Origin of the sequence: Enterobacter sp. GER_MD16_1505_Eko_090 (assembly GCF_003331015.1) — a bacterium.
In the GTDB taxonomy this organism is placed as follows: domain Bacteria; phylum Pseudomonadota; class Gammaproteobacteria; order Enterobacterales; family Enterobacteriaceae; genus Enterobacter; species Enterobacter roggenkampii.
On record NZ_PUQF01000009.1, the window covers coordinates 145530 to 169626 of the forward strand.

19 protein-coding genes and 1 pseudogene are annotated in these 24097 nt (G+C 47.5%); 6 read left to right on the forward strand and 14 right to left on the reverse strand.

Annotated features, from left to right (window positions below):
- Window positions 1–3 precede the first annotated feature (3 nt).
- The 3 genes from silB to silC all read right to left on the reverse strand — a co-directional run bounded on the left by silB (window position 4) and on the right by silC (window position 3176).
- Window positions 4–1296, reverse strand: a complete 1293-nt coding sequence (silB, locus tag C6A40_RS12370; protein WP_000157620.1) for a Cu(+)/Ag(+) efflux RND transporter periplasmic adaptor subunit SilB — start codon at window positions 1294–1296, stop codon at window positions 4–6.
- Window positions 1297–1409: 113 nt separating this feature from the next.
- Window positions 1410–1763 carry a cation efflux system protein CusF gene (cusF, locus tag C6A40_RS12375; protein WP_001246155.1) on the reverse strand — a complete coding sequence of 118 codons (354 nt, stop codon included), beginning with the start codon at window positions 1761–1763 and terminating at the stop codon, window positions 1410–1412.
- Between the two features lie 27 nt (window positions 1764–1790).
- Window positions 1791–3176, reverse strand: coding sequence for a Cu(+)/Ag(+) efflux RND transporter outer membrane channel SilC (silC, locus tag C6A40_RS12380; protein ID WP_000475506.1), 1386 nt, complete (start codon window positions 3174–3176; stop codon window positions 1791–1793).
- Between the two features lie 189 nt (window positions 3177–3365).
- Here silC and silR point away from each other — a divergent pair, with 189 nt between their 5' ends.
- The 4 genes from silR (at window position 3366) to copM (ending at window position 6694) form a co-directional block, all read left to right on the forward strand.
- Complete coding sequence (silR, locus tag C6A40_RS12385; protein WP_000697968.1) at window positions 3366–4046, forward strand: copper/silver response regulator transcription factor SilR; 681 nt, start codon at window positions 3366–3368, stop codon at window positions 4044–4046.
- Window positions 4039–5520: a copper/silver sensor histidine kinase SilS gene (gene silS, locus C6A40_RS12390; RefSeq protein ID WP_000555736.1), complete on the forward strand. Its 1482-nt coding sequence runs from the start codon at window positions 4039–4041 to the stop codon at window positions 5518–5520. Before silR ends, silS begins: the two co-directional genes overlap by 8 nt.
- A gap of 244 nt (window positions 5521–5764) precedes the next feature.
- Window positions 5765–6196 (forward strand): silver-binding protein SilE, encoded by a 432-nt coding sequence (gene silE, locus C6A40_RS12395; protein ID WP_000790485.1) that lies wholly within the window; start codon window positions 5765–5767, stop codon window positions 6194–6196.
- Between the two features lie 147 nt (window positions 6197–6343).
- The gene (copM, locus tag C6A40_RS12400) at window positions 6344–6694 is read left to right on the forward strand and encodes a CopM family metallochaperone (RefSeq protein WP_000647571.1); all 351 of its coding nucleotides are present in this window, start codon (window positions 6344–6346) and stop codon (window positions 6692–6694) included.
- 168 nt (window positions 6695–6862) lie between these two features.
- On the opposite strand, the gene C6A40_RS12405 is transcribed toward copM, so the two are convergent.
- From C6A40_RS12405 to C6A40_RS12440, 8 genes and pseudogenes are all read right to left on the reverse strand, one after another.
- Entirely contained in the window at window positions 6863–8689 is a 1827-nt protein-coding gene (locus C6A40_RS12405) for an AAA family ATPase (RefSeq protein WP_001239419.1), read from the reverse strand.
- Window positions 8690–9252: 563 nt separating this feature from the next.
- Complete coding sequence (locus C6A40_RS12410; RefSeq protein WP_001097216.1) at window positions 9253–9552, reverse strand: helix-turn-helix domain-containing protein; 300 nt, start codon at window positions 9550–9552, stop codon at window positions 9253–9255.
- A 352-nt stretch (window positions 9553–9904) separates the two neighbouring features.
- The gene (locus tag C6A40_RS12415) at window positions 9905–10831 is read right to left on the reverse strand and encodes a hypothetical protein (RefSeq protein ID WP_000262423.1); all 927 of its coding nucleotides are present in this window, start codon (window positions 10829–10831) and stop codon (window positions 9905–9907) included.
- Between the two features lie 11 nt (window positions 10832–10842).
- Window positions 10843–12399: pseudogene (locus tag C6A40_RS12420) on the reverse strand (TnsD family Tn7-like transposition protein).
- A gap of 40 nt (window positions 12400–12439) precedes the next feature.
- On the reverse strand, window positions 12440–13888 hold the full coding sequence (locus C6A40_RS12425; protein WP_001049180.1) for an ATP-binding protein: 1449 nt from the start codon (window positions 13886–13888) through the stop codon (window positions 12440–12442).
- A complete protein-coding gene (locus C6A40_RS12430; protein WP_000351437.1) occupies window positions 13888–16011 on the reverse strand; it encodes a transposase in 2124 nt (707 codons plus the stop codon). Before C6A40_RS12430 ends, C6A40_RS12425 begins: the two co-directional genes overlap by 1 nt.
- Window positions 15998–16840, reverse strand: coding sequence for a TnsA endonuclease N-terminal domain-containing protein (locus C6A40_RS12435; RefSeq protein ID WP_000090707.1), 843 nt, complete (start codon window positions 16838–16840; stop codon window positions 15998–16000). The genes C6A40_RS12430 and C6A40_RS12435 overlap by 14 nt, the downstream gene beginning before the upstream one ends.
- Before the next feature lie 142 nt (window positions 16841–16982).
- Window positions 16983–18185, reverse strand: coding sequence for an NAD(P)/FAD-dependent oxidoreductase (locus C6A40_RS12440; protein WP_023294754.1), 1203 nt, complete (start codon window positions 18183–18185; stop codon window positions 16983–16985).
- Between the two features lie 228 nt (window positions 18186–18413).
- Between C6A40_RS12440 and pitA the strand changes: the two genes are divergently transcribed.
- Complete coding sequence (gene pitA, locus C6A40_RS12445; protein ID WP_008503116.1) at window positions 18414–19913, forward strand: inorganic phosphate transporter PitA; 1500 nt, start codon at window positions 18414–18416, stop codon at window positions 19911–19913.
- Between the two features lie 53 nt (window positions 19914–19966).
- Here the strand turns inward: pitA and uspB are convergent, their stop codons facing one another.
- Window positions 19967–20302: a universal stress protein UspB gene (gene uspB / locus C6A40_RS12450; RefSeq protein ID WP_003861224.1), complete on the reverse strand. Its 336-nt coding sequence runs from the start codon at window positions 20300–20302 to the stop codon at window positions 19967–19969.
- A gap of 283 nt (window positions 20303–20585) precedes the next feature.
- On the opposite strand from uspB, the gene uspA reads away from it, so the two are divergent.
- Window positions 20586–21023: a universal stress protein UspA gene (gene uspA, locus C6A40_RS12455; RefSeq protein WP_003861223.1), complete on the forward strand. Its 438-nt coding sequence runs from the start codon at window positions 20586–20588 to the stop codon at window positions 21021–21023.
- A gap of 92 nt (window positions 21024–21115) precedes the next feature.
- On the opposite strand, the gene rsmJ is transcribed toward uspA, so the two are convergent.
- Both rsmJ and prlC read right to left on the reverse strand, forming a co-directional pair.
- A complete protein-coding gene (gene rsmJ, locus C6A40_RS12460) occupies window positions 21116–21868 on the reverse strand; it encodes a 16S rRNA (guanine(1516)-N(2))-methyltransferase RsmJ (protein WP_021242153.1) in 753 nt (250 codons plus the stop codon).
- 7 nt (window positions 21869–21875) lie between these two features.
- A complete protein-coding gene (gene prlC, locus C6A40_RS12465; RefSeq protein WP_021242152.1) occupies window positions 21876–23918 on the reverse strand; it encodes an oligopeptidase A in 2043 nt (680 codons plus the stop codon).
- Between the last annotated feature and the right edge of the window lie 179 nt (window positions 23919–24097).

Sequence of the window (24097 nt, forward strand, 5' to 3'; positions counted from 1 at the left end):
TCCTCAGTGCCCTGAATGCATATTTACAGGCTGGTCAGACATTGCTGGCATACTGCTTTCTGTTTTTTCAGGGTGGCGCATACGTTCCAGTGCGCCCGTAATATTGGCTTCAGAGTCAATGAGGAACAGGCCACTGACCACCACGGTATCGCCTTCATTCAGGCCGGAGCCGATGCCGGACTGTTGCTGTGACTCATGCAGAACGTGGATCTGTTTCGGCACAAACTTGCCTTCATCATCAACAGTAATCACGCGCTGTTCTTTGCCGGTATCGATAACGGCCTGGCTTGGTATCAGCAGCATCTCCTGGCTTCTGGTATTCAGTTTCAGATAGGCATTCATGCCCGGCTTGAGAAACTCATCCTTATTAGAAACCTGGAGACGGACCTGAAGCGTACGGGTTGTCTGATCCACGCTGGGAAGAATATTCCATTTTTCGACATGGAATGTTTTATCCGGATAAGCCGGTACCGAAATTTCAAACTGCGACGTATCTTTCAGCAGATAGGCGATAGATTCTGGCACTGCAGCGCTGATCCAGACCGGGTCCATTCCCTGAATCTGAGCCACCACCTTATCTTTCGAAATATTCATGCCGGTGCGCAGGTCAAATGCAGTAATGACACCATCAATAGGTGCTTTAATGGTAAAACGGGTCTGAATGCTCCGGGTAGAACGCAGTCTCTGAATATCCTCTTCCGGCATACCTGCCAGGCGAAGCCGTTCCAGAACGCCTTTAATTTGCGTGGAAGTACCACCGGTGCTGGATAACAGAAGGAATTCACTCTGTGCTTCCACCCAGTCCGGAATGGTAATATCGATAAGTGGCGTCCCCTTCTTCACATGATCGCCAATCGTCATGGGGTAGACTTTTTCGACAAACCCGTCAGAACGCGCCTGCACAATAACAAACTGATACTCGTTATAGCTGACATTAGCCGGGATTGTCTGAGAATAATTCAGCATTCCTCGCGTGACTTTTTGCGTTTTTAATCCCAGATTCTGAACCTGGGTTGGGTCGATACGGATCCCGCCACTGCTTTTATCGCCACTGTCATCAGCATATTTTGGCACCAGGTCCATATCCATAAAGGGCGATTTTCCGGGTTTATCAAATTTGGTATCCGGTTTCATTGGGTCATACCAGAAAAGCACCTTTCGTTCCGGTGCCTTTTGTTCTGTTTTTTCTGTCTTTTGTGCTGAGTTTACATACTGCCAGGCAGTAACCGATATCAGCCCCCCTGCTATGAGGCTGCTGATAATTATTGCAGCATATTTTATCTTTAAAGAAGCCATACAATTTTCCGCTAAAAAATCAAAACACCTGGCATATGCGCCTGACGGTTAACTCACACATATACCTATGTGAATGTACAGGCGCACAGGATGTAATCGCTCCGGACAGCCAATCAGGACTGCGTCACGTTAATGCTTTTGAGTAAGGAGATATTGCCCTGCTGAATAAACGAGAAATCGACATGGTTGCCTGTTTTCAGGGCATTAATAGCATCGTCTGCATTAACAAAAGTAAAGCGCATGGTCATTGCAGGCCAGCCCACCGCTGGAATTGCTTCATGCGAAATGGTGATTTTCTTAGTATTCATATCAATGTCTTTAACGACACCGGTGCCCTTGATAACTTGCTGTACCGAAGCATCACTGGCAGTATTCATATCGCCATGCTGATGTGTTTCAGCATGAAGACCGGCAGAAAACATGACAGAGAAGGCACCAAATAAAACGGCTTTAAGTGAATTACGCATTTTAATTTCCTGATTAATTAAATAAATTTACTCTACCCAACCGCCACCCAGCGCGGTAAACAGATTAATTTCGTTAACCTGCCGGGAATAGGTAAGATCGAGAATGGTTTGCTGGGTAGCGAAGAGGGAACGTTCTGCATCCAGCACTTCGATGTAACTGACAGCACCACTTGCATACAATCCTCTGGCACGCTGGAGAGTTATCTGAAGTGAATCAAGATAACGCTGCTGTGACTCAAGTTGCTGGCTAAGGCTGTCGCGCAGCGCAAGCGTGTCGGAAACATCCTTAAAGGCTGACTGAATTTTTTGTTCGTAATTAACCACCGACTGTTGCTGGCGAATTTCAGCCAGCTTCAGATTGGCTTTATTCCTGCCAGCATTAAATATAGGAATTTCAATTTTAGGGATAAAATTCCACATTCCACTTCCTGACGTAAACAGGCTGGACAGCTCCGTACTGCTTGCGGAAAGACCACTGGTCAGGGTAATTGAGGGGAAAAAGGCCGCTCGCGCTGCGCCAATATTGGCATCAGCCGCTTTCAGCTGATATTCCGCTTCCATAATATCCGGTCGCTGCAGCAAAATTTGTGAAGACAGATTTGGTGGCAATTTTACTGGGGCTATCTCCCCGCCTTTCATCCCTTTTTCTGACGGAAGTGCGCGGTACGTTCCCAGCACCAGTTGCAGGGCATTGTTTGCCTGAGCCAGATCGCCTTCTCGTTTGGCTATTTCGGCGCGGGTACTTTCGATTTGTCCTCGCGCCTGTTCAAGTGCCAGAACGTTCGTACTCCCGGTCACGAGCTGCTGCTCAACGAAAGCATAGGACTGTTGATAATTTTTCAGCGTTTCCCGCGCAATACGAAGTTGTTCGTACGCCAGTTGCTGGCTGAAATAGCTTTGTGAAACGTTGGATACCAGCAGGATGTGTACGGCCCGACGGGCTTCTTCGCTGGCAAAGTAGTTCTGGCGATCAGCATCACTCATGTTCTTAAGTTTGCCGAAAAAATCGAGCTCATAGCTGAGCTCCAGTCTCGCGTCGTACTCCTGTGTGGTCGGCTTGTCACCTTTCAGACCACCGCTGTATGTTATCCCGGATGAGGCATTCAGCTGGGGATAACGATCTGCATCCGTGACGTTGAACTGGGCTCGGGCCTCTTCAACCTTCAGGGCAGCCATTCTCAAATCACGGTTATTAGTCAGAGCTTCACCGATCAACCGGGTAACCTGGGGATCGACAAAAAAGTTACGCCAGCCCGTATCCTGATAGCCATTTACCGCTGGCGTCAGGCTGTTATGGGACAGTGAAAACTGCTGGGGTACCGGTGCTGCGGGCCGCTGATATTCAGGCGCAAGCGACACGCAGCCTGCCAGGATGAATATCGTGCTAATGCTGAGTAATTTTAATTTGAACATAACGCTTCTCGTCCAGGCAGACCTGGTAAATGGTTCAAATGAAGTCCAGAGTATTGATAGGGGTACTTTACCTAACGCTCTCTGTTTGCCGGGTGACAGGATAATGACAATGTTGTCATTTTTGCTGTAATCCGTTGATAACGATCGTGGGCGCAATAGAATGACATTAGCAGCCAGCCGGGGAGCAAGATGAAAATATTGATCGTCGAAGACGAAATTAAAACAGGTGAATATCTCAGCAAAGGGCTTACAGAGGCAGGGTTCGTAGTGGATCACGCTGATAATGGTCTTACCGGATATCATCTCGCCATGACAGCCGAGTATGATTTAGTCATTCTGGATATCATGCTACCTGATGTGAACGGCTGGGATATCATCCGCATGCTGCGCACTGCCGGAAAGGGTATGCCGGTCTTACTGCTGACAGCCCTCGGCACGATCGAACATAGGGTCAAAGGACTGGAACTGGGTGCGGACGATTATCTGGTTAAACCCTTTGCGTTTGCCGAACTGCTCGCCCGGGTGAGAACCCTTCTGAGGCGGGGAAACACGATGATCACGGAAAGCCAGTTTAAGGTGGCTGACCTCTCGATTGATCTCGTATCCAGAAAAGTCAGTCGCGCCGGAAACCGCATTGTGCTCACCAGTAAAGAGTTCAGCCTGCTGGAATTCTTCATTCGCCATCAGGGAGAGGTTCTTCCCCGCTCCCTGATTGCCTCTCAGGTCTGGGACATGAATTTTGACAGCGACACTAATGCGATCGATGTCGCAGTAAAGCGACTCCGCGCTAAAATAGACAACGATTACGAGACAAAGCTGATCCAGACAGTCCGGGGCGTGGGCTACATGCTGGAGGTCCCGGATGCATAGCAAACCTTCCAGACGCCCTTTCTCACTCGCTCTGCGGCTGACCTTTTTTATCAGCCTGTCCACGATACTGGCTTTTATCGCATTCACCTGGTTTATGCTGCATTCTGTTGAAAATCATTTTGCCGAGCAGGATGTCAGCGATCTTCAACAAATCAGCACCACACTGAACCGTATACTGCAGTCCCCGGTGGATCCGGATGATAAAAAAATAAGCAAAATAAAGGAATCAATTGCCAGCTACCGCAACGTTGCCCTTTTGCTCCTCAATCCCAGGGGGGAAGTGCTCTTTAGCTCAGCTCAGGGGGCGGCACTACGCCCGGCAGTGAATTCAGCAGATTTTAGCGAGCACAGCCGCGCACGGGATGTCTTTCTCTGGACGGTGGAGGATCCTGCGGGACCGATGGATACCGGGTCCGAAATGAAGATGGAAACATACAGGATTATCGCCTCCTCTGGTCAGGCGATATTTCAGGGCAAACAGCAGAACTATGTCATGCTGACTGGCCTATCCATTAATTTCCATCTCCATTACCTCGATGCGCTGAAAAAGAACCTGATTGCGATTGCCGTCGTGATAAGCCTGTTGATTGTTCTGATCATTCGAATCGCTGTCCGTCAGGGGCACCTGCCCCTTCGTAATGTCAGCAATGCCATTAAAAACATCACCTCCGAGAATCTTGATGCGCGACTGGAACCGACACGCGTTCCCATTGAGCTGGAGCAACTGGTTATCTCGTTCAATCATATGATTGGAAAGATTGAGGATGTCTTTACCCGCCAGGCCAATTTCTCTGCCGATATCGCGCATGAGATCAGAACGCCCATCACCAATCTGGTGACGCAGACTGAAATCGCACTGAGTCAGGATCGAACACAGAGGGAACTTGAGGATGTCCTCTATTCCAGTCTTGAAGAGTATAACCGGATGACCAAAATGGTCAGCGATATGCTGTTCCTGGCACAGGCAGATAATAATCAGCTGATACCTGACAGGGTCATGTTTGACCTCAGAGCGGAAGTCATGAAAGTCTTCGAGTTTTTCGAAGCCTGGGCCGAAGAACGCAATATCACGCTCAAATTTAACGGGATGCCCTGCCTGGTTGAGGGAGATCCACAAATGTTCAGAAGGGCGATCAATAATCTGTTATCCAATGCCCTGCGTTATACCCCGGAGGGACAGGCAATCACCGTCTCAATAAGAGAGCAGGAGAGCTTTTTTGACCTTGTGATTGAAAATCCGGGGAAACCAATCCCTGAAGAGCATTTATCAAGGTTGTTTGACCGTTTTTATCGGGTGGATCCGTCCAGACAACGAAAAGGAGAAGGCAGCGGCATCGGCCTTGCGATTGTGAAGTCAATCGTGGAAGCACATCACGGAAGAGTGCAGGTGGAATCGGACGTACACTCAACGCGTTTTATCTTATCCGTGCCCAGACTGGAGAAAATGATTCCGGACACCCAGTGCTGGGAATAAAGATTTAAATGACAAAGATGTCATTAGCCTGTCATGCAGCAAACAGAAGCCATTCGATATAATTAGTGCAACTTATCAGGAAGGCTGGATTGCTTTATCAATATCCGGCGTCAGTGGACGCCAGGAAATGAATATCCAGTCCCCTCCCGGAGAAATAAACACTTCCGAACCTGTTTCAGTTATGGAACTGAAAACACCGGTTGTACTCCCCCGGACATCACTAATTAAGAAATGGAGAGTTATCATGAAAAATATCGTATTAGCATCCTTGCTGGGCTTTGGCTTAATTTCTTCGGCCTGGGCCACTGAAACCGTGAATATCCATGAGCGGGTCAACAATGCACAGGCACCTGCTCACCAGATGCAGTCTGCTGCGGCTCCTGTCGGGATCCAGGGGACTGCACCTCGTATGGCCGGTATGGACCAGCATGAACAGGCCATTATTGCTCATGAAACCATGACGAACGGGTCGGCGGATGCGCACCAGAAAATGGTGGAAAGTCATCAGAGGATGATGGGAAGTCAGACCGTTTCCCCTACCGGGCCGTCGAAGTCATTAGCGGCAATGAATGAGCATGAAAGAGCTGCAGTTGCCCATGAATTTATGAATAACGGTCAGTCTGGCCCACATCAGGCCATGGCCGAAGCGCATCGTCGCATGCTCAGTGCAGGCTGACGGCGAGGGAAGTATCTGTGCTGTCCTTATTTCCTTGATAGATTTTTCCGTAACCGGATATATGGCAACATCTTTGCCCCCTACAGGGGGCATTTTTATCAGATTCTGCTACAGTTAACGGGCATCAACGCTAAAAGGATATTTTTTATGAAAGCCAGAAACACTTTATTTGCAGTATTAATGTTATCCCTGCCAGCGATTTCAGCAGAACATTCAGAAATGAAAATGACTGATATGTCTACCTCGGCTTCGTCACAGGAATATATGGCTGGCATGAAAGACATGCATGACAAAATGATGGCTGCCGTAAATGAGTCCGATCCCGACAAGGCTTTTGCGAAAGGCATGGTAGCGCACCATGAAGGGGCAATAGCAATGGCTGAGACCGAGCTCAAATACGGAAAAGATCCGAAAATGAGAAAGCTCGCGCAGGACATCATTAAAGCTCAAAAAGGTGAAATTGAGCAGATGAATAAATGGCTTGATAGTCAAAAGTAAACATTGTAGAAATGTCACGACAAGCGTGATTTTACATCGTTCCTGGGCGCGGGAGTCGGTTAATCTTTATATAATTCAAACCCGATTAATTTCGGGTTTTTACTACTCTGTACTCCGGTCCTTTGTTGAGGACCGGAATATATGCACCTGAGATGCTTATTTAATACATTATCTCGTCATGGATACAATGTCGCTCAGGATCTCAACCAGCTCGCTTCTCTCCTGCGTTCCGTCATGATAGGTTGATCTTGAGATGATTCTTTCTGATGTCATCTGAGGCCAGAATTTATCTAGTACATTATCGGGTTTCATTCCCACAGCCCGGCCGATTATTTTTTTAGCGTCACAGGTGTCCGTAAACGTGACGGCTACACCAGTAATTTCCTCGATAAGATCCGGGCACAGATAGTTTTCTATCTCACGTTTGCGCGTAGCGAAAAATACCTTACCGGCCTCCTCTACTTCTTTTTTACGCTTCTGGATGGACAGAACCTGTGCAGGGTCTCCCCCAATATCGGAGTCCAGAAATACGCACCAGGGAAGCCCCAGATCTTTGGCCAGATTCAATGTAACCCAGTGTTTGACGCTACCACACCCTCCTATGAGGACTGGCACTATTTTCACGTCCTCCAGAGAGGCTGGCAGCGCACCTGACTGTTTTAATGAACTGGCCGCATGCCTCAGGAAAGTAACATCCGACTTTCCCTCTACCAGAACAATCCCCTGCGCCCTTTCCATACCGGTCTCTGGCAGCACCCCCAGGCTTTCAGTGGCTTCCTTCAGCACTGCGTCATCCGGCATTTTTACTACGGGTTCACCCGCCTCATTTCGGGTAACATAACGTACGCCTTCGACAGGGATTAATCCGGCCAGCGCCGGGACATGGGTGGTGACGATAATCTGACGGTGCGGCTGGCCTGCCAGTGCCAGTAACGCTTTCATCAGCATCATCTGATAGTTCGGATGCTGTGACGTTTCAGGCTCCTCTATGGCATAAATCACATTTCTGGGCGTCCCCGCGACATTCTTTTCAGCCTCAGCCCGAAAAAAATTCAACAGGATAAGCCTCCTTATCCCGCTGCCGCGCTTATTGATGGGGATGCCATTTTCCCCGTCCAGGGTGAAATTGAAGGTCCACTTGGGTTTCTCCTTAAATCGTGGAGTCAGTTCACTGGCGAGTTCGGGGGCCATTTCACGTAATTTATCCAGCGTTCTCTGTGCGACATCCAGGACGCTGTCCTGAATCTCATTTTCCAGCGCTGTAATTTTGTCCTGCAGCGCAGCCTGAGCGTCTTTTACGGCCTGCTGTAAGGGGTTTTTAGCTTCGGAATCCCCGTCGCTGCTTTCCCTGTCGGCTTTGAAAATCGCATACGTGGGCAGCAAATCGAGGATCTTACCCCATAATGATTTTGTGTCGGTTCCGAACTCTTTATCGACATCCAGCATAATTTCCGAACAGGTATAGGGGGCTGCGGCTTCCCTGATGGCCTGACGCCATAACGATGCAGTGCGTTTATCCGCCACATTTTTTTCAACTTCTTTTCCCACCGCCTTGAGCTCAGAAATTTTCATGCCCAGTAAATTTCTCAGGGGCTCCTCATCCGGGTGGATGCAGCGGATGCAGGTCTGCTCCGGTTTTCCTGAGGTCGTTGCTTTAAACGTTTTGACGATTTCAAAATTGCCGTCCTCATTCAGCAGATGTTCTGAGGCGAGCGTGGTCTGCACCCTGTCGTCGATCATGATAAAATCGGGCAGGTCATCAAATTCACAGGCTATTTCAAAACGGCCGTCCCCTTCTCTTAGGCTGAAACAGTTCATGTCATTCTTGTCAGCCTTCATTCCTTCTGTTTCAAAAAAAATAGCCAGCGCTTCCAGAAGCGTTGATTTCCCAAAGTCATTACGACCGACAATACCCGTCATGCTTTCATCAATAATGATTTCAGTAGAGTTTCTGTAGCCTCTGAAGTTTTTCAGTTTTAATTTTCTGAGCCGCATATGAAGTCCTGTGTGTAAGAAAGCGTTTTGCTGCAACCTGAATACAAAATATATTTTCAAATGCCTGCCAACAAGCAGGGATAACCGTTATTCAGAATATCTTAACGACATTTCGGGATTATGATCTGGTCGCGCTTTCAGAACTTTACTGCCCCTCAAAACACCGGAAACTAACTTGTGGTTGGTTACATGGCAAAGTTAAAACTCCAGAATCACGGGTAATGATTTCAATGCTTATTATATTTTTTGGAATTGACTCATGAGCTTTATAATTTAAATGATAATAATAACCATTCTTTTATGCGTAATATTTGCTACTGACACTGATGAATTTAAAAGAAGATAGATTTTCATTTACGGATTATTTCCTAAATTCATCGATAATGTGATCGACATAAAATTTTCACTGAAGAATGAAGAGATAATTTAAGGCCGAGCGAAATAGCTCAAAATGGTGTATTTAACATAACAGAAGAAATGAAAGGCTCTATCGCAACCTGATACTTCAGGCCGCTAAGGGGTTAATCTTGTTGAAGAAAAATTAGACCGGGAAGCGCCAGGCGTCACCATTTCTCCCGCCTGGCTGGAAGTGAAGAATAATTGTGCATAGCTCCGTATTCGGGCTTTGCATCTGACAATGGTTCCCTGGATGAAAGTACGATCTCCACTCCAAGGACGCTGAACACCCTAAACAAACGCTCAAAACCCGCACTTGCAGGGTTGGCCTCTAGTCGGGCATAAGTTTGCTGTGTTATACCCAAACGTTCAGAAACATCTTTTTGCGTCAGTCCATTGGCTTTGCGAAAGCCGATTAAAACAGGACGTAACTGATTCAAAGTCTTCAAAGCGTATTGAGTGTTCATAAGTGACCTTCCGTATCGACGAGTTAACAAGCATAACGCAGGGATTTACAGCATATAGGCTGTAATGCTCATTAACAGACTATAGGCTGTAATACGAATCCTGCCAAGATGCGGCATCTTTCAAATACAAGGCCGTATTGGGTAAGCAGTACACCGTTATATAGCACCCCTTGCCCCTTTGCTGGAGAGGGACCCACGTGATCGCAGGTCTTTTAGACGTTGTTGCTAACCGGCATCATACACAGGTGGTAACCCCCAGGGAAACTCTATGAGTGATAATTTATTCCTGCCCCAGTCAAAATATAAAACCTTATCTAACTAGCTTTCTTAGTATTTTATAAATGAAGTGAAATTAGCGAAGAAGTTTTACATTGTAAAGTGAGCAAAAATATTTACCATTCAACTGGCAAAATTTACAATCTGCAGCCCTTAGCCTGAGAAAATGCACATTAACAGAATAATCATCAAGTCCGATAGAGGCATAACTTACGTCCTCAAAAATATCAGAAATAAATGAGTTGAAATTACAAAAATTAACTTCACTTAACATCTTGAACACCGCAGAAATATATCTATCATGCATTATCTTGACTTCGATAACCTTAGATAAACTTGAATGCGACTTACATTTGAAGAGATCAAAGAGAAAGTAAATCAGCATATTTTTATTGTCCGAAATCCATTTTAAAATTTTATTACGTGCACATGGTAATATATACACTGGATTTTTGAAAGGGTTTGAAACGTCAACCACAAGGGAACAATAACCATGAGGATTTATTCCACTTATAATTAAGTCACTAAGTCCTTTCACTGCATTCAAATAGTTATCAAAACAAACCTCATATAAACTGGTACTATGAACTGCACATTTAGATTCAAACAACCATCTATGACGCAGATAACCAATGCCTTTAGAGTGTATATCTTCAACAATACATTTGTGACAGTAACGAATGTTTGAGATGTTTACCAATGGATATGAATTAGTTATGTGAAAATTTTTCCGACAGGCATCTTCAACAGCGTTAAAATACCCGTAAACACCAGAAGATAACGACACTATATTGGAAGTTAGTATATAACCATTTCTAGTGGCAAGAATGTCATATATATCCTGCAAGCTATGCAATTTGTACATATCAATCAGTTCGAAACGAGGAAAGGCATCGTACCTTAGTGCGCCATGCTTTGATATTATGTTCCTGCAATTGGATAAGTTATACATTATCTGTGAACGCAGAAGAAAACTGTGCCACAATTCATTTTCGTAAACCATATAACTCCCTCTTATTTAATTAGTTCCATTTTTCTGAGAAGTATCATTGTCATTGGTAGTTTATCTCTGTATTTCAAAAGCCAGCCATGCCCTCCCAGTAAAGCATCTAGACTTGTAAGTGACATCGAGTACTGCCCCTGAGATAAAACATCATTTATTAATGATGATGAGATAATATCTCTCTCGCTCCAGTCTACTCTTTTATTTTTATAGCATCGTATTGTTTTAGGAAGACAGGAATTAAGCCAGTCACATTCATGTTTATTTAGCCAATAGAAACTTGCATAACAACTTTCTTTGACTAACTTTCGTGTTATAGAAACGGATTGATTATGTATAAATCTTAATATTTTCTGCTTATGACGCCGTCTTAAAGAATCTTTTTTTCATTTTTTTCGCCATGAGCATAAACCGTAACAAGATGAAATTACAGAGGATACAGCTCCTTCCGATAATGAGTTTTTCTCAGCTATGGATGCCAGACTAAACCCCCTTACAGCCATAGACTTGATAAGCAATTCAGTGAATATATTAATTTTTGTGTTTCGCTTAAACGCCCTCAGGTATTTTTTATAAATAAGTGTTTTAATGTAACATCTGCTGCGACTAAATTCCTTCCCAAGGTTGCTAACACTAGTATTATTTTCAACTATATGAAAACTGTATTTCTTATGACTTTTAAAGATTTCTTTCTTTTTATTAGTACGACTTCCTGCATACGTTGGCCAGCAAGTATTTAACAAACAATAACAAAGCAAAAGATGCTTTGTGGGATGCTGACAACATTTGTCTTTGAGTATAGGCTCCCAGTAATGATAATCAGTTAGGGATGTTGGTATAAGTCCCGATGAACCCTCCCCAAATAACTGGCACTTAGCATAAACATGTGCGTAGAATACATTTTTCTTTAAATTTCCATCCAATGATAATAAATTCAACTTTTTAAGTACATCCATGTAATTGGGGTGTGTAATATCTTTTCTTCTGATTATATTTAGGGACTCATAACAAAACTTAGCAAAATCGAAGTCTATCTCATTGCTAAGTTGTTCTGTATACGAAACAGGAGGCATCAGTCCAATACGTATGTGCGGTGAAGAAGGGACATGGATGCTTTCAAGCGCTACCGGATGCCGATGGCAGGTTGTAACCCCATGAAGCTGATGCGCCAGATGCCAATAAGTAACACCATAATGAAAAGTATCTTCACGAGCGCAAACCGGGCAAAACTTCAATAGTGTGCGCTGCCCTAGTGAAAAATTACTAAGGCGGCACAATCGATTAAGCCTGGCAGGGGTCGTGTTGAAATCCATAATTTCATTACGACTGATTGGTAGTGCCCAGGCAAAAAGAGGGAGTAAAGTCTGTTCATGCCAGAGCTGATCTGCACTTTCGGATGTATGAAGAGAAATAGCCTTTAATCCTGAATTGAGAATTGGATGGACGTTCATATCAGGTTTGTTGAAAATGATCGTTAACAGAGAAGATGGGGACATACCGTACACGGTAGTTGTCCGACAAAACCGGCTGAACAAGGATTCATCAGGCAAAACAGGCAACATTCTCATTTCCCACACCTCTCTTTGACCGTTACGAACTGTTACCTCATTACAATTTATTAAGTGGATCTATATTTATAAGCCCGCAACGCTGAAGAGCATCGTAGGTATTTTTCTTTTCAGCTGTTCTGTTGATAACAAGATCGTGGTCAAGAGACAGTATTTTCTCGTCGAAATTGCGCAAAACCTCGTCTATTTTTCCTACGAATTCCTTGTGCTGCGGCCTGTCTATATCCCCAGGGATCAAAGACTTTAGGGACTTCTCTGCCATGATTTTAGCCGAAGCATCACCCTCATTAGATGCAGAGAGCCATTTAGCTTCCTCATCTTCAGTCGCGGCCCCCGGGAGTGGAGTATCCTTATATTCCTCCGTATGACTCACGAGTACCGGTACAGAGGCCGACAAGACTGCGCCAGTGATGATTTCATTGCCGCTACCGATAACCTTTAATTGTGCCCCCCGATAAATCATCTGAGCCAATCCAATATTGCCTTTAGATAAAATGAATAATTTTTCGTTTAACTCATCATTTAATGGAGTTTCAACATTTGTCCATTGTAATGGCCATAAATAATGAATAAACGATTGCCAGTCTTGTGAATCGTATCTAACATTCTTAATTTTCATGTAACCACCAGACTCTGCCCGCCTGGCAATTCTCATTTTCTTTGTCAGCGTCTCGTCAAAAGGATGATTTCCACAAAAAACCATAGATACCCCCATGGAATCTACAATTTCATGTAAAAAATCAATCAACTTACTCTCACCCCCGGTTCTTGAAAATTTAAGCCTCTGCATTTCATCAATAACAAGGATACCCAAAAATGATGATTTAATTCTTTGTGCAATCTGGCGAGCCAGAGCACCATTTCTAATCTCAGGTGTAGTTCGTTCAATACCAATTGCATCATCTAATTTTTGTAAAATCTCTTCACAAAGGTCTCTCACACTTGAATTGTATGGACAATTAATCTTTACCCATACAATTTGCTTACTGAAGCCGGGAAAAACTCCTTTATAGCTGCTGTGTTCTATAATCTGAGGGAAATGATCCATGACTTGCTCAATCATGGTAGTTTTTCCAGAACCACTCATTCCAACTATCGTAATAGTTTCAGCCTGGGATTTAAAATATCCACTTTCTGGCTCAATATCAGGACGCTCATTTCCATAGTAATGAAGATATTGAATTGTTCCGCTTTTTAAAGGATTACGAGCTGCATAGCTTTCCCTAAGTGCCCGTAAGATCATCTTATAAGCCTGGATAAGATTGGTTTGAGGGCAACGGAATTTCTTTATACGTTCGACATACTGCTCTCTAACATTCGCCGGGGCAGTCCAGCGGATTTTTTCGTCAATTTCGGGGAAATAACTCATTTCCAGAAGTACTTCATCTTCCGTAAGCGCTTCAGGAAGTGCTTCAATTAAGGGATTGCCACGATACTCAGGTAACTCCTGTTCTTTATATATCGCTGAAACGCGCCGTATAAGATTCATTATTCTGCGTCCTCAGTCTTCTTCTTACCTTTTAACCATCTTTGTTTCTCCTCCCGGCCAGGCAAAAGCAGAACATTACTGGATGAAGGAAGTAGGGGTTCAGATCTTCCATTAGCAACATGAGTTCGCCCTAATGAATCAAGTTCATTTTTCCTGTTCTTTTTAATATCTTTACCATGTACCCGGCGAGATTCGTATATTTCATTTAATCTTTCGTTACCTTTCCTGTTAAATTCATCTTTATTATTGATATTGCTGAGCGAATCCAGAGTAAATAAATTAATTTCTTTTTGAGTATCTACCCAATCAGCCATTACATCTGTATCAAGATGAGCTTTCCCTTTAAATACATCTCTTTTCTTAAGTAGGTAATGTTTTTTGAAAATGCTATTTTTGTCAAATCTTACATATATATAATCTACGCAATTGTCATCTATTCTTGCTTCACAAGTGGTTCTTCCAAATACTCTGACACCTGATGCAATTTCAGGATCACATTCATAAAAAAGATTATTGTACTGAATCCCACCGGCGGTAATGTTAGCGTTCACAGGGATTAACAATCGTGCGATCACTTCGTCGGCCCCAACGGCTCTTGCGCTGAATCTCCCGTGCTTTAAGCTTATCATCCAACTATTTTTTGGTGATATTACGAGATCATTTTCAATCAGTAAGGGATTGATATAAGCCAGTTCCTCATACGTTCTCTGATTATGTGCAAGTATCTCCCGAATCAGTAAAGACGTGACCTCCTGAATCGTTAAACAAGCCCTGGATTGCGGTGTTGGCTCTCCTTTAACAATCTTTCCCCTTCGTGTTGTTCCAATAAGCCTATGAATAACCTCATCATTCAGAATGCCGAAACAGCGTTCAACAATGCTTTTTCTGTCGCCTCTACCGACTGGCGCAAACTCAAGTTTTGTCAGGGGGGTCATCTCTTCCTGAGGTTTAAGACCAATCATCTCCCCGTTGTCACACATCAATGTTAATGGAATGTGAGAACAAGGCCAATCATCATCAGTAATAGAGATTCCAAATAATCTACAATATTCTTTTTTTGGCATAAAGCAATTTGCTAACGCTTGTCGGGCGGCTCGCCATGAAGCATGGTATAAAGAAACATGAAGGCCAACAATCATTCTTGTTGCACGATCCACCACTGTATAAATAGTAGGACGCCCAATGACTTTTCGTCTGTTTAAACTCGAAATAAGATGTACATCAGCGACAGTTGAGTCTATTTCGAAAACATCACCCGGCAAAACAGTTGTATTAGCCACACTACCTAAAAGCGCCCGCATTTTGAGGTCTATTTCTTTTTTCGTGTTCTTCTTATTTATCGAGAAATCTTTAGTGAAGAGTTTTTTATTCCAGTATGAAAATTGTTTTAAAGAAGGAACATATGGAGCTCTATTTTCTAGGTTTGCTGTTTTAATTTCATCCCTAAAATACAAATCAATATGTCTCTCTAATGTTTTCTTTATCGTATCTCCGTTAACTTTATAATGATACGTAATGAGAGATTTTCTAATATTATTTATATCTCTTTCATTAAGAATGAAAACACGTGATCGTTCATTAGGTAATGCTCTGTTTTTTTTGGAATTCCCAAGTTTAATTTCATGTTTGATTCTACTTTTCCCAGCGGCGCCACAGTTCGAGAATGCGGGTAGCAATGCATAAATATCCTGCCCATGTCGCCAATACAACGCCAGAAGCGTTCTGATAGTATATTGTGATATTTTTTTATTTCTTGAGTAATCCATTAAAAGGTGCGACTTTTTATGTAATGCATAGTCGAACAGAAACATTCTGTCATCTACAAGATCTTTAATGATATTGTAATTTTCATCTCGCCTTCCTCTGTCTTTATCTGTTAATTCTTTCTCATCTACTAACATATATGAAGGATATATATAATCTTTACAAGTTATGCTATTTGATTCAATATAATATTTAAACATTGAAAATGAGAAAGGGATTGGCTTACCCGTTCTTTCTGATTTTATTTTAAACAAAATTAACAAATCGACCTTTCTGTCAAAATCCAAAACACGGTAAAGTCCCTCTGCAAGCAAATCAGTGCCTTGAGAGAGCCAGACTGAATTCCTAATAATATCCATTTGCGTTCAGTCCTATATAGTGGTCATTGGAAATTATCTTTATCAGACCGGTTTCGAGTATTGGATATGATAAATCAACATTTATCATTTTTAATCCAATCATTGCCTGCAATAACATCATCGCTTCTTGTGCATCTACCCCAAAGATTGATGAAATCATTGCACGTAGTCCTACTATGGGATAAACATCTGGTTTAAGCTTCCATAGGATTTTATCAAGAGGATATTTATCATAAAATTCAGAACCATCTCTTAATACAGAAGTAGCCCAGCAAATGTTTTTACCGACGACGTTATTGAGTTCCGAGCCAACATAAATTTGAAACTCAACATCAATCAACTGCCAAAACATCCTCTCTATTTCAAGTTTTTGGGCTTCGCGTTCAGGTATGCTCTCGTTATGTTTTACTGCTATAGCTTTGTATCGAAGTCCGCCTTCAGGAGTTCTCAAGGTCAGTAAAAAATCGGTTGTCATAACATTCAGAACTTCGACAGGTACTCCTCTTACTCCCCTCACCATAGGATGTTGAAAATGTAGATGATTTGCTATTTGTTGGGTAAGCCGGAGAGGAAAGAGTGGGAATTGTTCCCGGATATCAATCACCGAGTCATTAAACTCAGCCAGATAGAAAAAGTTACTTTCGACAGAAGAAAGGAGATGATGGTTTCGAAACGTCTTAAGGCCAAAGACTATCGAACGGTTTCCACGGGATTTAACGTCCTGAGCTCTAAGCCAGGGCTGATAACTTTGGCCATAGCCCACTCCTATGCCGTCACCTAGCGCATTTTCATAATCCAAATAGGATTTGAGACGCCTACCCCTAGCCATGATCGTACCCTAAAAACGACATTGATACGTACCTATATGTGCATTTTATAGTCTCCAACCCTATAACCACACATTCAGTAAGTATACAACATTAGCGTCGTTTTTTGAGAATGGTTACAACTTTAGTGCTTTGTGTACAACTTTATTGTCCTCGGACATCTGCCAGCGCCTGAGCACACGCCCAGGCACTTGCCCATGCCCACTGGAAGTTGTACCCGCCGAGCCAGCCGGTGACGTCCATCACTTCACCGATGAAGTAGAGCCCCGGCACGTTGCGCGCTTCCATGGTACGGGAAGAGAGTTCATTCGTGTCGACTCCGCCCAGCGTGACTTCCGCCGTGCGGTAGCCTTCCGTGCCGTTTGGCTGCACGCGCCAGTTTGTTAGCGTCTCGACCAGCGTTTCCTGCTCGCGGCTGTTAAGCTGCTTGAGCGACACGTCGGGGATCTGCCCCAGCACCTGCAAACATTCTACCAGACGCTTCGGCAGCTGCATTGCCAGGGTGTTTTTCAGGCTCTGATTCGGGTGCGCCGCACGCTGCTCGTTGAGGAAGGCATCCAGATCGCAATCGGGGAGCAGGTTAACCGTGACAAACTCCCCCGGCTGCCAGTAGCTGGAGATTTGCAGGACCGCCGGGCCGGAGAGGCCGCGATGGGTAAAGAGCAGGTTTTCGCGAAACACCGTGCCGTCTTCGGCGGTGATAACGGCGGGAACGGACACGCCAGACAGCGTCTGAAGCTGTTCCAGAAGCGGTTTATGCAGCGTGAACGGCACCAGCCCGGCGCGCGTAGGCAGGACTTTCAGGCCAAACTGCTCGGCGATTTTATAGCCGAACGGGGAAGCGCCCAGCCCCGGCATAGACAGGCCGCCGCTGGCAATCACCAGATTATCGGCGCTGACGGTTTCACCGTTGAGCTGCAGCGTGTAGCCCTGGTCATCGCGGGAAACGTCCAGCACTTCGGTGCGAAGGCGCATGACCACGCCGCCCTTCTCGCACTCGGCCACCAGCATATCGACAATCTGCTGGGCGGAGTCGTCGCAGAACAGCTGGCCCAGCGTCTTCTCATGCCATGCGATACCGTGCTTACCCACCAGGTCGATAAAGTCCCACTGGGTATAACGCGCCAGCGCAGATTTACAAAAATGACGGTTTTGGCTCAAATAGGCCGCGGGTTCAACATACAGGTTAGTAAAGTTGCAGCGCCCGCCGCCGGACATCAGGATCTTACGGCCTGGCTTTTTACCGTTATCCAGCAGCAGCACGCGACGACCCGCCTGTCCGGCCATTGCCGCACAAAACATACCCGCCGCACCGGCGCCAATTACCACGGCATCAAACCTTTCCACGTCAAAACCCTCTTTGTTAACTGCCGCGGATTGTAAAGTTTCCTCTGTGGTCACACCAGCGTAAAAAGATATTACAAAGCCATTCCATTGAAATTTAACGATTATCCTTTCAGGCACTTTTCTCAATTCAGGTGGTATGTCAAAAAAAGTCTATATTTCACTTTGCCCGTTGCGCATTTGTCCTGGATAATGCGCCGCGTTCATGTCCTCAAAATGGCGTAACGTCCTATGCTACATTTGTTTGCCGGCCTGGATTTACATACCGGGCTTTTACTCTTGCTTGCTCTGGTTTTTGTACTGTTTTACGAAGCGATCAACGGCTTCCACGACACTGCAAACGCAGTAGCGACGGTTATCTACACTCGCGCAATGCGATCGCAGCTTGCGGTTGTTATGGCGGCGGTATTTAACTTTTTTGGTGTCCTCCTGGGCGGACTGAGCGTTGCGTATGCGATTGTGCATATGCTGCCAACAGATCTGCTGCTTAACGTAAGTTCTGGCCATGGCCTCGCTATGGTGTTCTCAATGCTGCTTGCTGCAATTATCTGGAACCTCGGTACCTGGTATTTCGGCCTGCCTGCATCCAGTTCTCACACCCTCATCGGCGCGATTATCGGTATCGGGTTAACCAACGCCCTCATGACCGGTACATCGGTTGTTGATGCGTTAAATATCCCGAAAGTACTGGGGATCTTTGCCTCTCTCATCGTCTCCCCTATCGTGGGTCTGGTGGTGGCGGGCGGGCTGATCTTCATCCTGCGTCGTTACTGGAGCAATACCAAAAAACGCTCCCGTATACACCTGACGCCGGCAGAGCGTGAAAAGAAAGACGGCAAGAAAAAGCCGCCATTCTGGACGCGTATTGCCCTGATCATTTCCGCTATCGGCGTGGCTTTCTCACACGGCGCGAACGATGGTCAGAAAGGCATTGGTCTGGTGATGCTGGTACTGATCGGCGTTGCTCCGGCAGGCTTCGTGGTTAACATGAACGCCTCCGGCTACGAAATCACCCGGACCCGTGATGCGGTCAACAACGTTGAAACCTACTTCCAGCAGCACCCTGAGCTGCTGAAAAAAGCGACCGGCGTTGACCAGCTGATCCCGTCTCCGGAAGCCGGTGCAACCACCGCGCCTGGCGAATTCCACTGCCATCCGGCAAACGCGATTAACGCGCTGGAACGTGCCAAAGGCATGCTGGGCAATATCGAAAGTTATGACAAACTGACCGTTGAGCAGCGTGGTCAGCTGCGTCGCATTATGCTGTGCATCTCTGATGTGACGGATAAAGTGGCGAAGCTGCCAGACGTGAATGCCGACGACCAGCGTCTCCTGAAGAAACTGAAAGGCGATATGCTCAATACCATCGAGTACGCGCCAATCTGGATCATCATGGCGGTCGCGCTGGCACTCGGTATCGGTACGATGATTGGCTGGCGCCGCGTGGCGACCACCATCGGCGAGAAGATCGGTAAGAAAGGCATGACCTATGCGCAGGGTATGTCCGCGCAGATGACGGCGGCAGTGTCTATCGGTCTGGCGAGCTACACCGGTATGCCGGTATCCACCACCCACGTACTCTCCTCGTCCGTGGCAGGTACCATGATTGTTGACGGTGGCGGCCTGCAGCGCAAAACCGTGACCAACATTCTGATGGCCTGGGTGTTCACCCTTCCGGCGTCCATCCTGCTGTCTGGCGGGTTGTACTGGATTTCGCTGAAGCTGATTTAATCGGTAAAGGCGACAAAAAAGCGGGTCAGGAAACTGACCCGCTTTTTTTATGCTCAGTGCCAAATCATCAATGCAATCATGCTGACGACGACCAGCCCGCACAGGGCACTGGTCAAAATGAACTGACGACGCAGGCGCTCGCAGCGACGGATAAATTCTTCATCGTGATGATCGCGGTAGCGCTGGTAGTAGATATATCCCACCAGACGCATCTGTTTGCTGGGCTGTCCATGCGAGGTGAAGAACCCTCCACCGTCCACATACTGATAAAGCAACGGATCGCAACCACGAAGTACCACTAACAGCGCACGTAACGATGAGAAGTAGCGCGCCATATTCACTATGCAAACTACGCATAACGCCCAAAACAATGCGACGGTGCTAATCATACATCCTCCCCGGCGTCCGCCCACGAAGCAAGGCTTCTGAGCTACCGCACCCCAATGCCCTGACAGACAGTTCAGTGAAAGAATGACCAAAAGTCGATCCGGTTCGCGTTTTAATATCCGAACGGCTCATTTAATAGTGTAGGAGATCCGTTAATTTTTTTGCCACAAGGTTAATCGTTATCAACACCAAAGCTTGAAAAATATGTTTAACTGGGCCGTAATGAAAGCATCAGACGACGGCTTTCCCATTTAGTCATCGATAACTTAAGGAAGGAGTAACACTATGGCTTACAAACACATTCTCATCGCGGTAGACCTCTCCCCGGAGAGCAAAGTGCTGGTTGATAAAGCGGTATCCATGGCACGTCCCTACAACGCGAAAGTTTCGCTGATTCACGTTGATGTGAATTACTCCGACCTCTACACCGGTCTGATCGACGTCAATCTGGGCGATATGCAGAAGCGTATCTCCGAAGAGACGCACCACGCCCTGAGCGAACTGTCCACCAACGCGGGCTACCCGATTACCGAAACCCTGAGCGGCAGCGGCGACCTGGGCCAGGTATTGGTTGATGCGATCAAGAAATACGACATGGACCTGGTGGTGTGCGGTCACCACCAGGACTTCTGGAGCAAGCTGATGTCTTCCGCTCGCCAGCTGATTAATACCGTTCACGTGGATATGCTGATTGTTCCGCTGCGTGACGAAGAAGACGAGTAAGTGCAAAAAAGCCCGGTGGCGCTAACGCTTACCGGGCCTACAGGCGGCACGAAATGTAGGCCGGGTAAGGCGAAGCCGCCACCCGGCTTTTTTTATTCCGGTGTCCCCGAATAAATATCAAACCGGTGCCCTTTGGTGGTCACCGCGTTGGTCGTGGCAACGTCCGCCAGGGGCGGCGCATAGTCAGGGCGCTTCACCACCACCCGCTTCGTCGCCAGCTGACGAGCCGGTTCCAGCAGGCCATCCGCATCCAGATCAGGCCCCACCAGAGACTGAAACACCCGCATCTCTTTCTTCACCAGCGCGCTTTTCTGCTTGTGCGGGAACATCGGGTCGAGATAGACGACCTGCGGGCGCGGGGTGATATCGGTCAGCGCCGTCAGGCTCGAGGCATGGATCAGCTGCAATCGTTCCTGCAACCACGGCCCGATTTCCGGGTCCGCGTAGCCACGCGTCAGACCATCGTCCAGCAACGCGGCCACCACCGGATTACGCTCCAGCATCCGTACATGACAGCCGACAGACGCCAGCACAAACGCATCGCGCCCCAGCCCCGCCGTGGCATCCACCACGTCCGGCAGATAGCTTCCTTTAATCCCAACCGCTTTCGCCACCGCTTCGCCGCGACCGCCGCCGAACTTGCGCCGGTGCGCCATGGCCCCGCCGACAAAATCGACAAAAATCCCGCCGAGCTTCGGTTCGTCGCGCTTACGTAATTCGAGATGTTCTGGTGTCATCACCAGCGCCATCAGGTTATCTTCATCATGTTCCAGCCCCCAGCGGGCGGCCAGAACAGATAAGGCGCCGTCTCCGGCGCCTGTTTCATCCACTAAGCAGATCTTCACGTAACAATCAGCCTTTGATCCCGTAATGCTCAAGCATCGCGTCCAGCTGCGGCTCGCGCCCGCGGAAGCGTTTGAACAGCACCATTGGCTCTTCGGAACCGCCGCGGGTCAGGATGTTATCGAGGAACGACTGGCCGGTTTCGCGGTTGAAAATCCCCTCTTCTTCGAAACGAGAGAAGGCATCCGCCGCCAGCACGTCGGCCCACAGGTAGCTGTAGTACCCTGCCGCATAGCCGCCCGCGAAGATGTGGCTGAACGCGTGCGGGAAGCGGCCCCAGGTTGGCCCTGGAATAACCGCGACCTGCTTTTTAATCTCGGCCAGGGTTTCAAGGATTTTCGCCCCCTGCTCCGGGCTGAACTCGGCGTGCAGGCGGAAGTCGAACAGGCCGAACTCCAGCTGGCGCAGGATAAACATCGCCGCCTGGTAGTTCTTCGCCGCCAGCATTTTATCCAGCAGCTCCTTCGGCAGCGGTTCGCCGGTCTCGTAGTGGCCGGAGATAAACGCCAGCGCGTCCGGCTCCCAGCACCAGTTTTCCATAAACTGGCTTGGCAGCTCGACAGCATCCCACGGCACTCCGCTGATGCCGGCGACGCCTGCGGTTTCGATGCGGGTCAGCATGTGGTGCAGGCCGTGACCGAACTCGTGGAACAGGGTGATCACTTCATCGTGGGTGAACAGCGCAGGTTTGCCGTTCACCGGACGGTTGAAGTTACAGGTCAGGTAGGCGACCGGCTTCTGCAGGGAACCGTCTGCTTTACGCATCTGGCCCACGCAGTCGTCCATCCACGCCCCGCCGCGCTTGTTCTCACGCGCGTAGAGATCGAGGTAGAAGCTGCCGCGCAGTTCGTTTTTCTCGTCATACAGCTCGAAGAAGCGCACGTCCGGATGCCAGACGTCGATATCGGTACGCTCTTTGGCGGTGATGCCATAGATGCGCTTCACCACTTCAAACAGGCCGTTAACGGCTTTGTTTTCCGGGAAGTACGGGCGCAGCTGCTCGTCGCTGATGCTGTAGAGGTGCTGCTTCTGTTTTTCGCTGTAGTAAGCGATGTCCCACGGCTGCAGCTCGTCCACGCCGAACTCCGCTTTCGCGAAGGCGCGCAGCTGGGCCAGCTCTTTTTCACCCTGCGGACGGGCGCGTTTCGCCAGATCGGTCAGGAAGTCGAGCACCTGCTGCGGATTTTCCGCCATTTTGGTGGCGAGAGATTTGTCGGCGTAGTTTTCAAAGCCCAGCAGCTGGGCCAGCTCGTGGCGCAGGGCGAGGATTTCCGCCATGACCGGGCTGTTGTCCCACTTACCGGCATTCGGCCCCTGATCGGAAGCGCGGGTGCTGTAGGCGCGGTACATCTCTTCGCGAAGCGCCTGGTTGTCGCAGTAGGTCATCACCGGCAGATAGCTCGGGATATCCAGCGTTAACAGGAAGCCGTCCTGCTCTTTCGCTTCGGCCTGCGCTTTTGCCGCCGCCAGCGCGCTTTCCGGCATACCGGAAAGCATAGCCTCGTCGGTAATCAGCTTCGTCCAGCCCATGGTGGCGTCGAGCACGTTGTTGCTGTACTGGTTGCCCAGCTCGGACAGGCGCGCGGCGATTTCACCGTAGCGGGTCTGCTTCTCTTTTGGCAGGCCAATCCCGGACAGCTCAAAATCACGCAGGGCGTTATCGACCGATTTTTTCTGGGCGGTGTTCAGCTCGGCGTAGTGATCGCCGTCGCGCAGGTCGCGGTAGGCTTTGTAGAGCCCTTCGTGCTGGCCGACCCAGGTGCTGTACTCAGAGAGCAGCGGCAGGGTTTGCTCGTAGGCTTCACGCAGTTCCGGGCTGTTTTTTACCGAGTTCAGGTGGCTCACCGGGGAGAAGATACGCCCCAGCACGTCGTCCACTTCGGCCAGCGGCTGACACAGATTTTCCCAGGTGTACGGCCCGCCCTGCGCGACCACGCTTTCTACCGCCGCGCGGCAGTTGTCCAGCGATTGCGTAACCGCTGGAACCACATGCTCGGGGAGGATTTTAGAAAACGGTGGCAACGAAAAAGGCGTCAGTAATGGATTGGTCATAAACGCTGTCCTGTTGAAAGAGGTGAATGAAGCGCGCATCCGGCGCTGTGCATATGCGATCTAGAATGGGGTTAAGTGTAGAGGATTTCAATGCCAGACGTGGCGGAAAAGAGCCCGGTGGCGCTGCGCTTACCGGGCCTGCGGGTAATCTGCGCCGTTCTGCTGTAAACTGTGGCAAA

Bases quoted from the DNA above. Each gene is read 5' to 3' on its own strand.
- silB (WP_000157620.1), bottom strand. From the start codon at position 1,296: ATGGCTTCTTTAAAGATAAAATATGCTGCAATAATTATCAGCAGCCTC.
- cusF (WP_001246155.1), bottom strand. From the start codon at position 1,763: ATGCGTAATTCACTTAAAGCCGTTTTATTTGGTGCCTTCTCTGTCATG.
- silC (WP_000475506.1), bottom strand. From the start codon at position 3,176: ATGTTCAAATTAAAATTACTCAGCATTAGCACGATATTCATCCTGGCA.
- silR (WP_000697968.1), top strand. From the start codon at position 3,366: ATGAAAATATTGATCGTCGAAGACGAAATTAAAACAGGTGAATATCTC.
- silS (WP_000555736.1), top strand. From the start codon at position 4,039: ATGCATAGCAAACCTTCCAGACGCCCTTTCTCACTCGCTCTGCGGCTG.
- silE (WP_000790485.1), top strand. From the start codon at position 5,765: ATGAAAAATATCGTATTAGCATCCTTGCTGGGCTTTGGCTTAATTTCT.
- copM (WP_000647571.1), top strand. From the start codon at position 6,344: ATGAAAGCCAGAAACACTTTATTTGCAGTATTAATGTTATCCCTGCCA.
- C6A40_RS12405 (WP_001239419.1), bottom strand. From the start codon at position 8,689: ATGCGGCTCAGAAAATTAAAACTGAAAAACTTCAGAGGCTACAGAAAC.
- C6A40_RS12410 (WP_001097216.1), bottom strand. From the start codon at position 9,552: ATGAACACTCAATACGCTTTGAAGACTTTGAATCAGTTACGTCCTGTT.
- C6A40_RS12415 (WP_000262423.1), bottom strand. From the start codon at position 10,831: ATGGTTTACGAAAATGAATTGTGGCACAGTTTTCTTCTGCGTTCACAG.
- C6A40_RS12425 (WP_001049180.1), bottom strand. From the start codon at position 13,888: ATGAATCTTATACGGCGCGTTTCAGCGATATATAAAGAACAGGAGTTA.
- C6A40_RS12430 (WP_000351437.1), bottom strand. From the start codon at position 16,011: ATGGATATTATTAGGAATTCAGTCTGGCTCTCTCAAGGCACTGATTTG.
- C6A40_RS12435 (WP_000090707.1), bottom strand. From the start codon at position 16,840: ATGGCTAGGGGTAGGCGTCTCAAATCCTATTTGGATTATGAAAATGCG.
- pitA (WP_008503116.1), top strand. From the start codon at position 18,414: ATGCTACATTTGTTTGCCGGCCTGGATTTACATACCGGGCTTTTACTC.
- uspB (WP_003861224.1), bottom strand. From the start codon at position 20,302: ATGATTAGCACCGTCGCATTGTTTTGGGCGTTATGCGTAGTTTGCATA.
- uspA (WP_003861223.1), top strand. From the start codon at position 20,586: ATGGCTTACAAACACATTCTCATCGCGGTAGACCTCTCCCCGGAGAGC.
- prlC (WP_021242152.1), bottom strand. From the start codon at position 23,918: ATGACCAATCCATTACTGACGCCTTTTTCGTTGCCACCGTTTTCTAAA.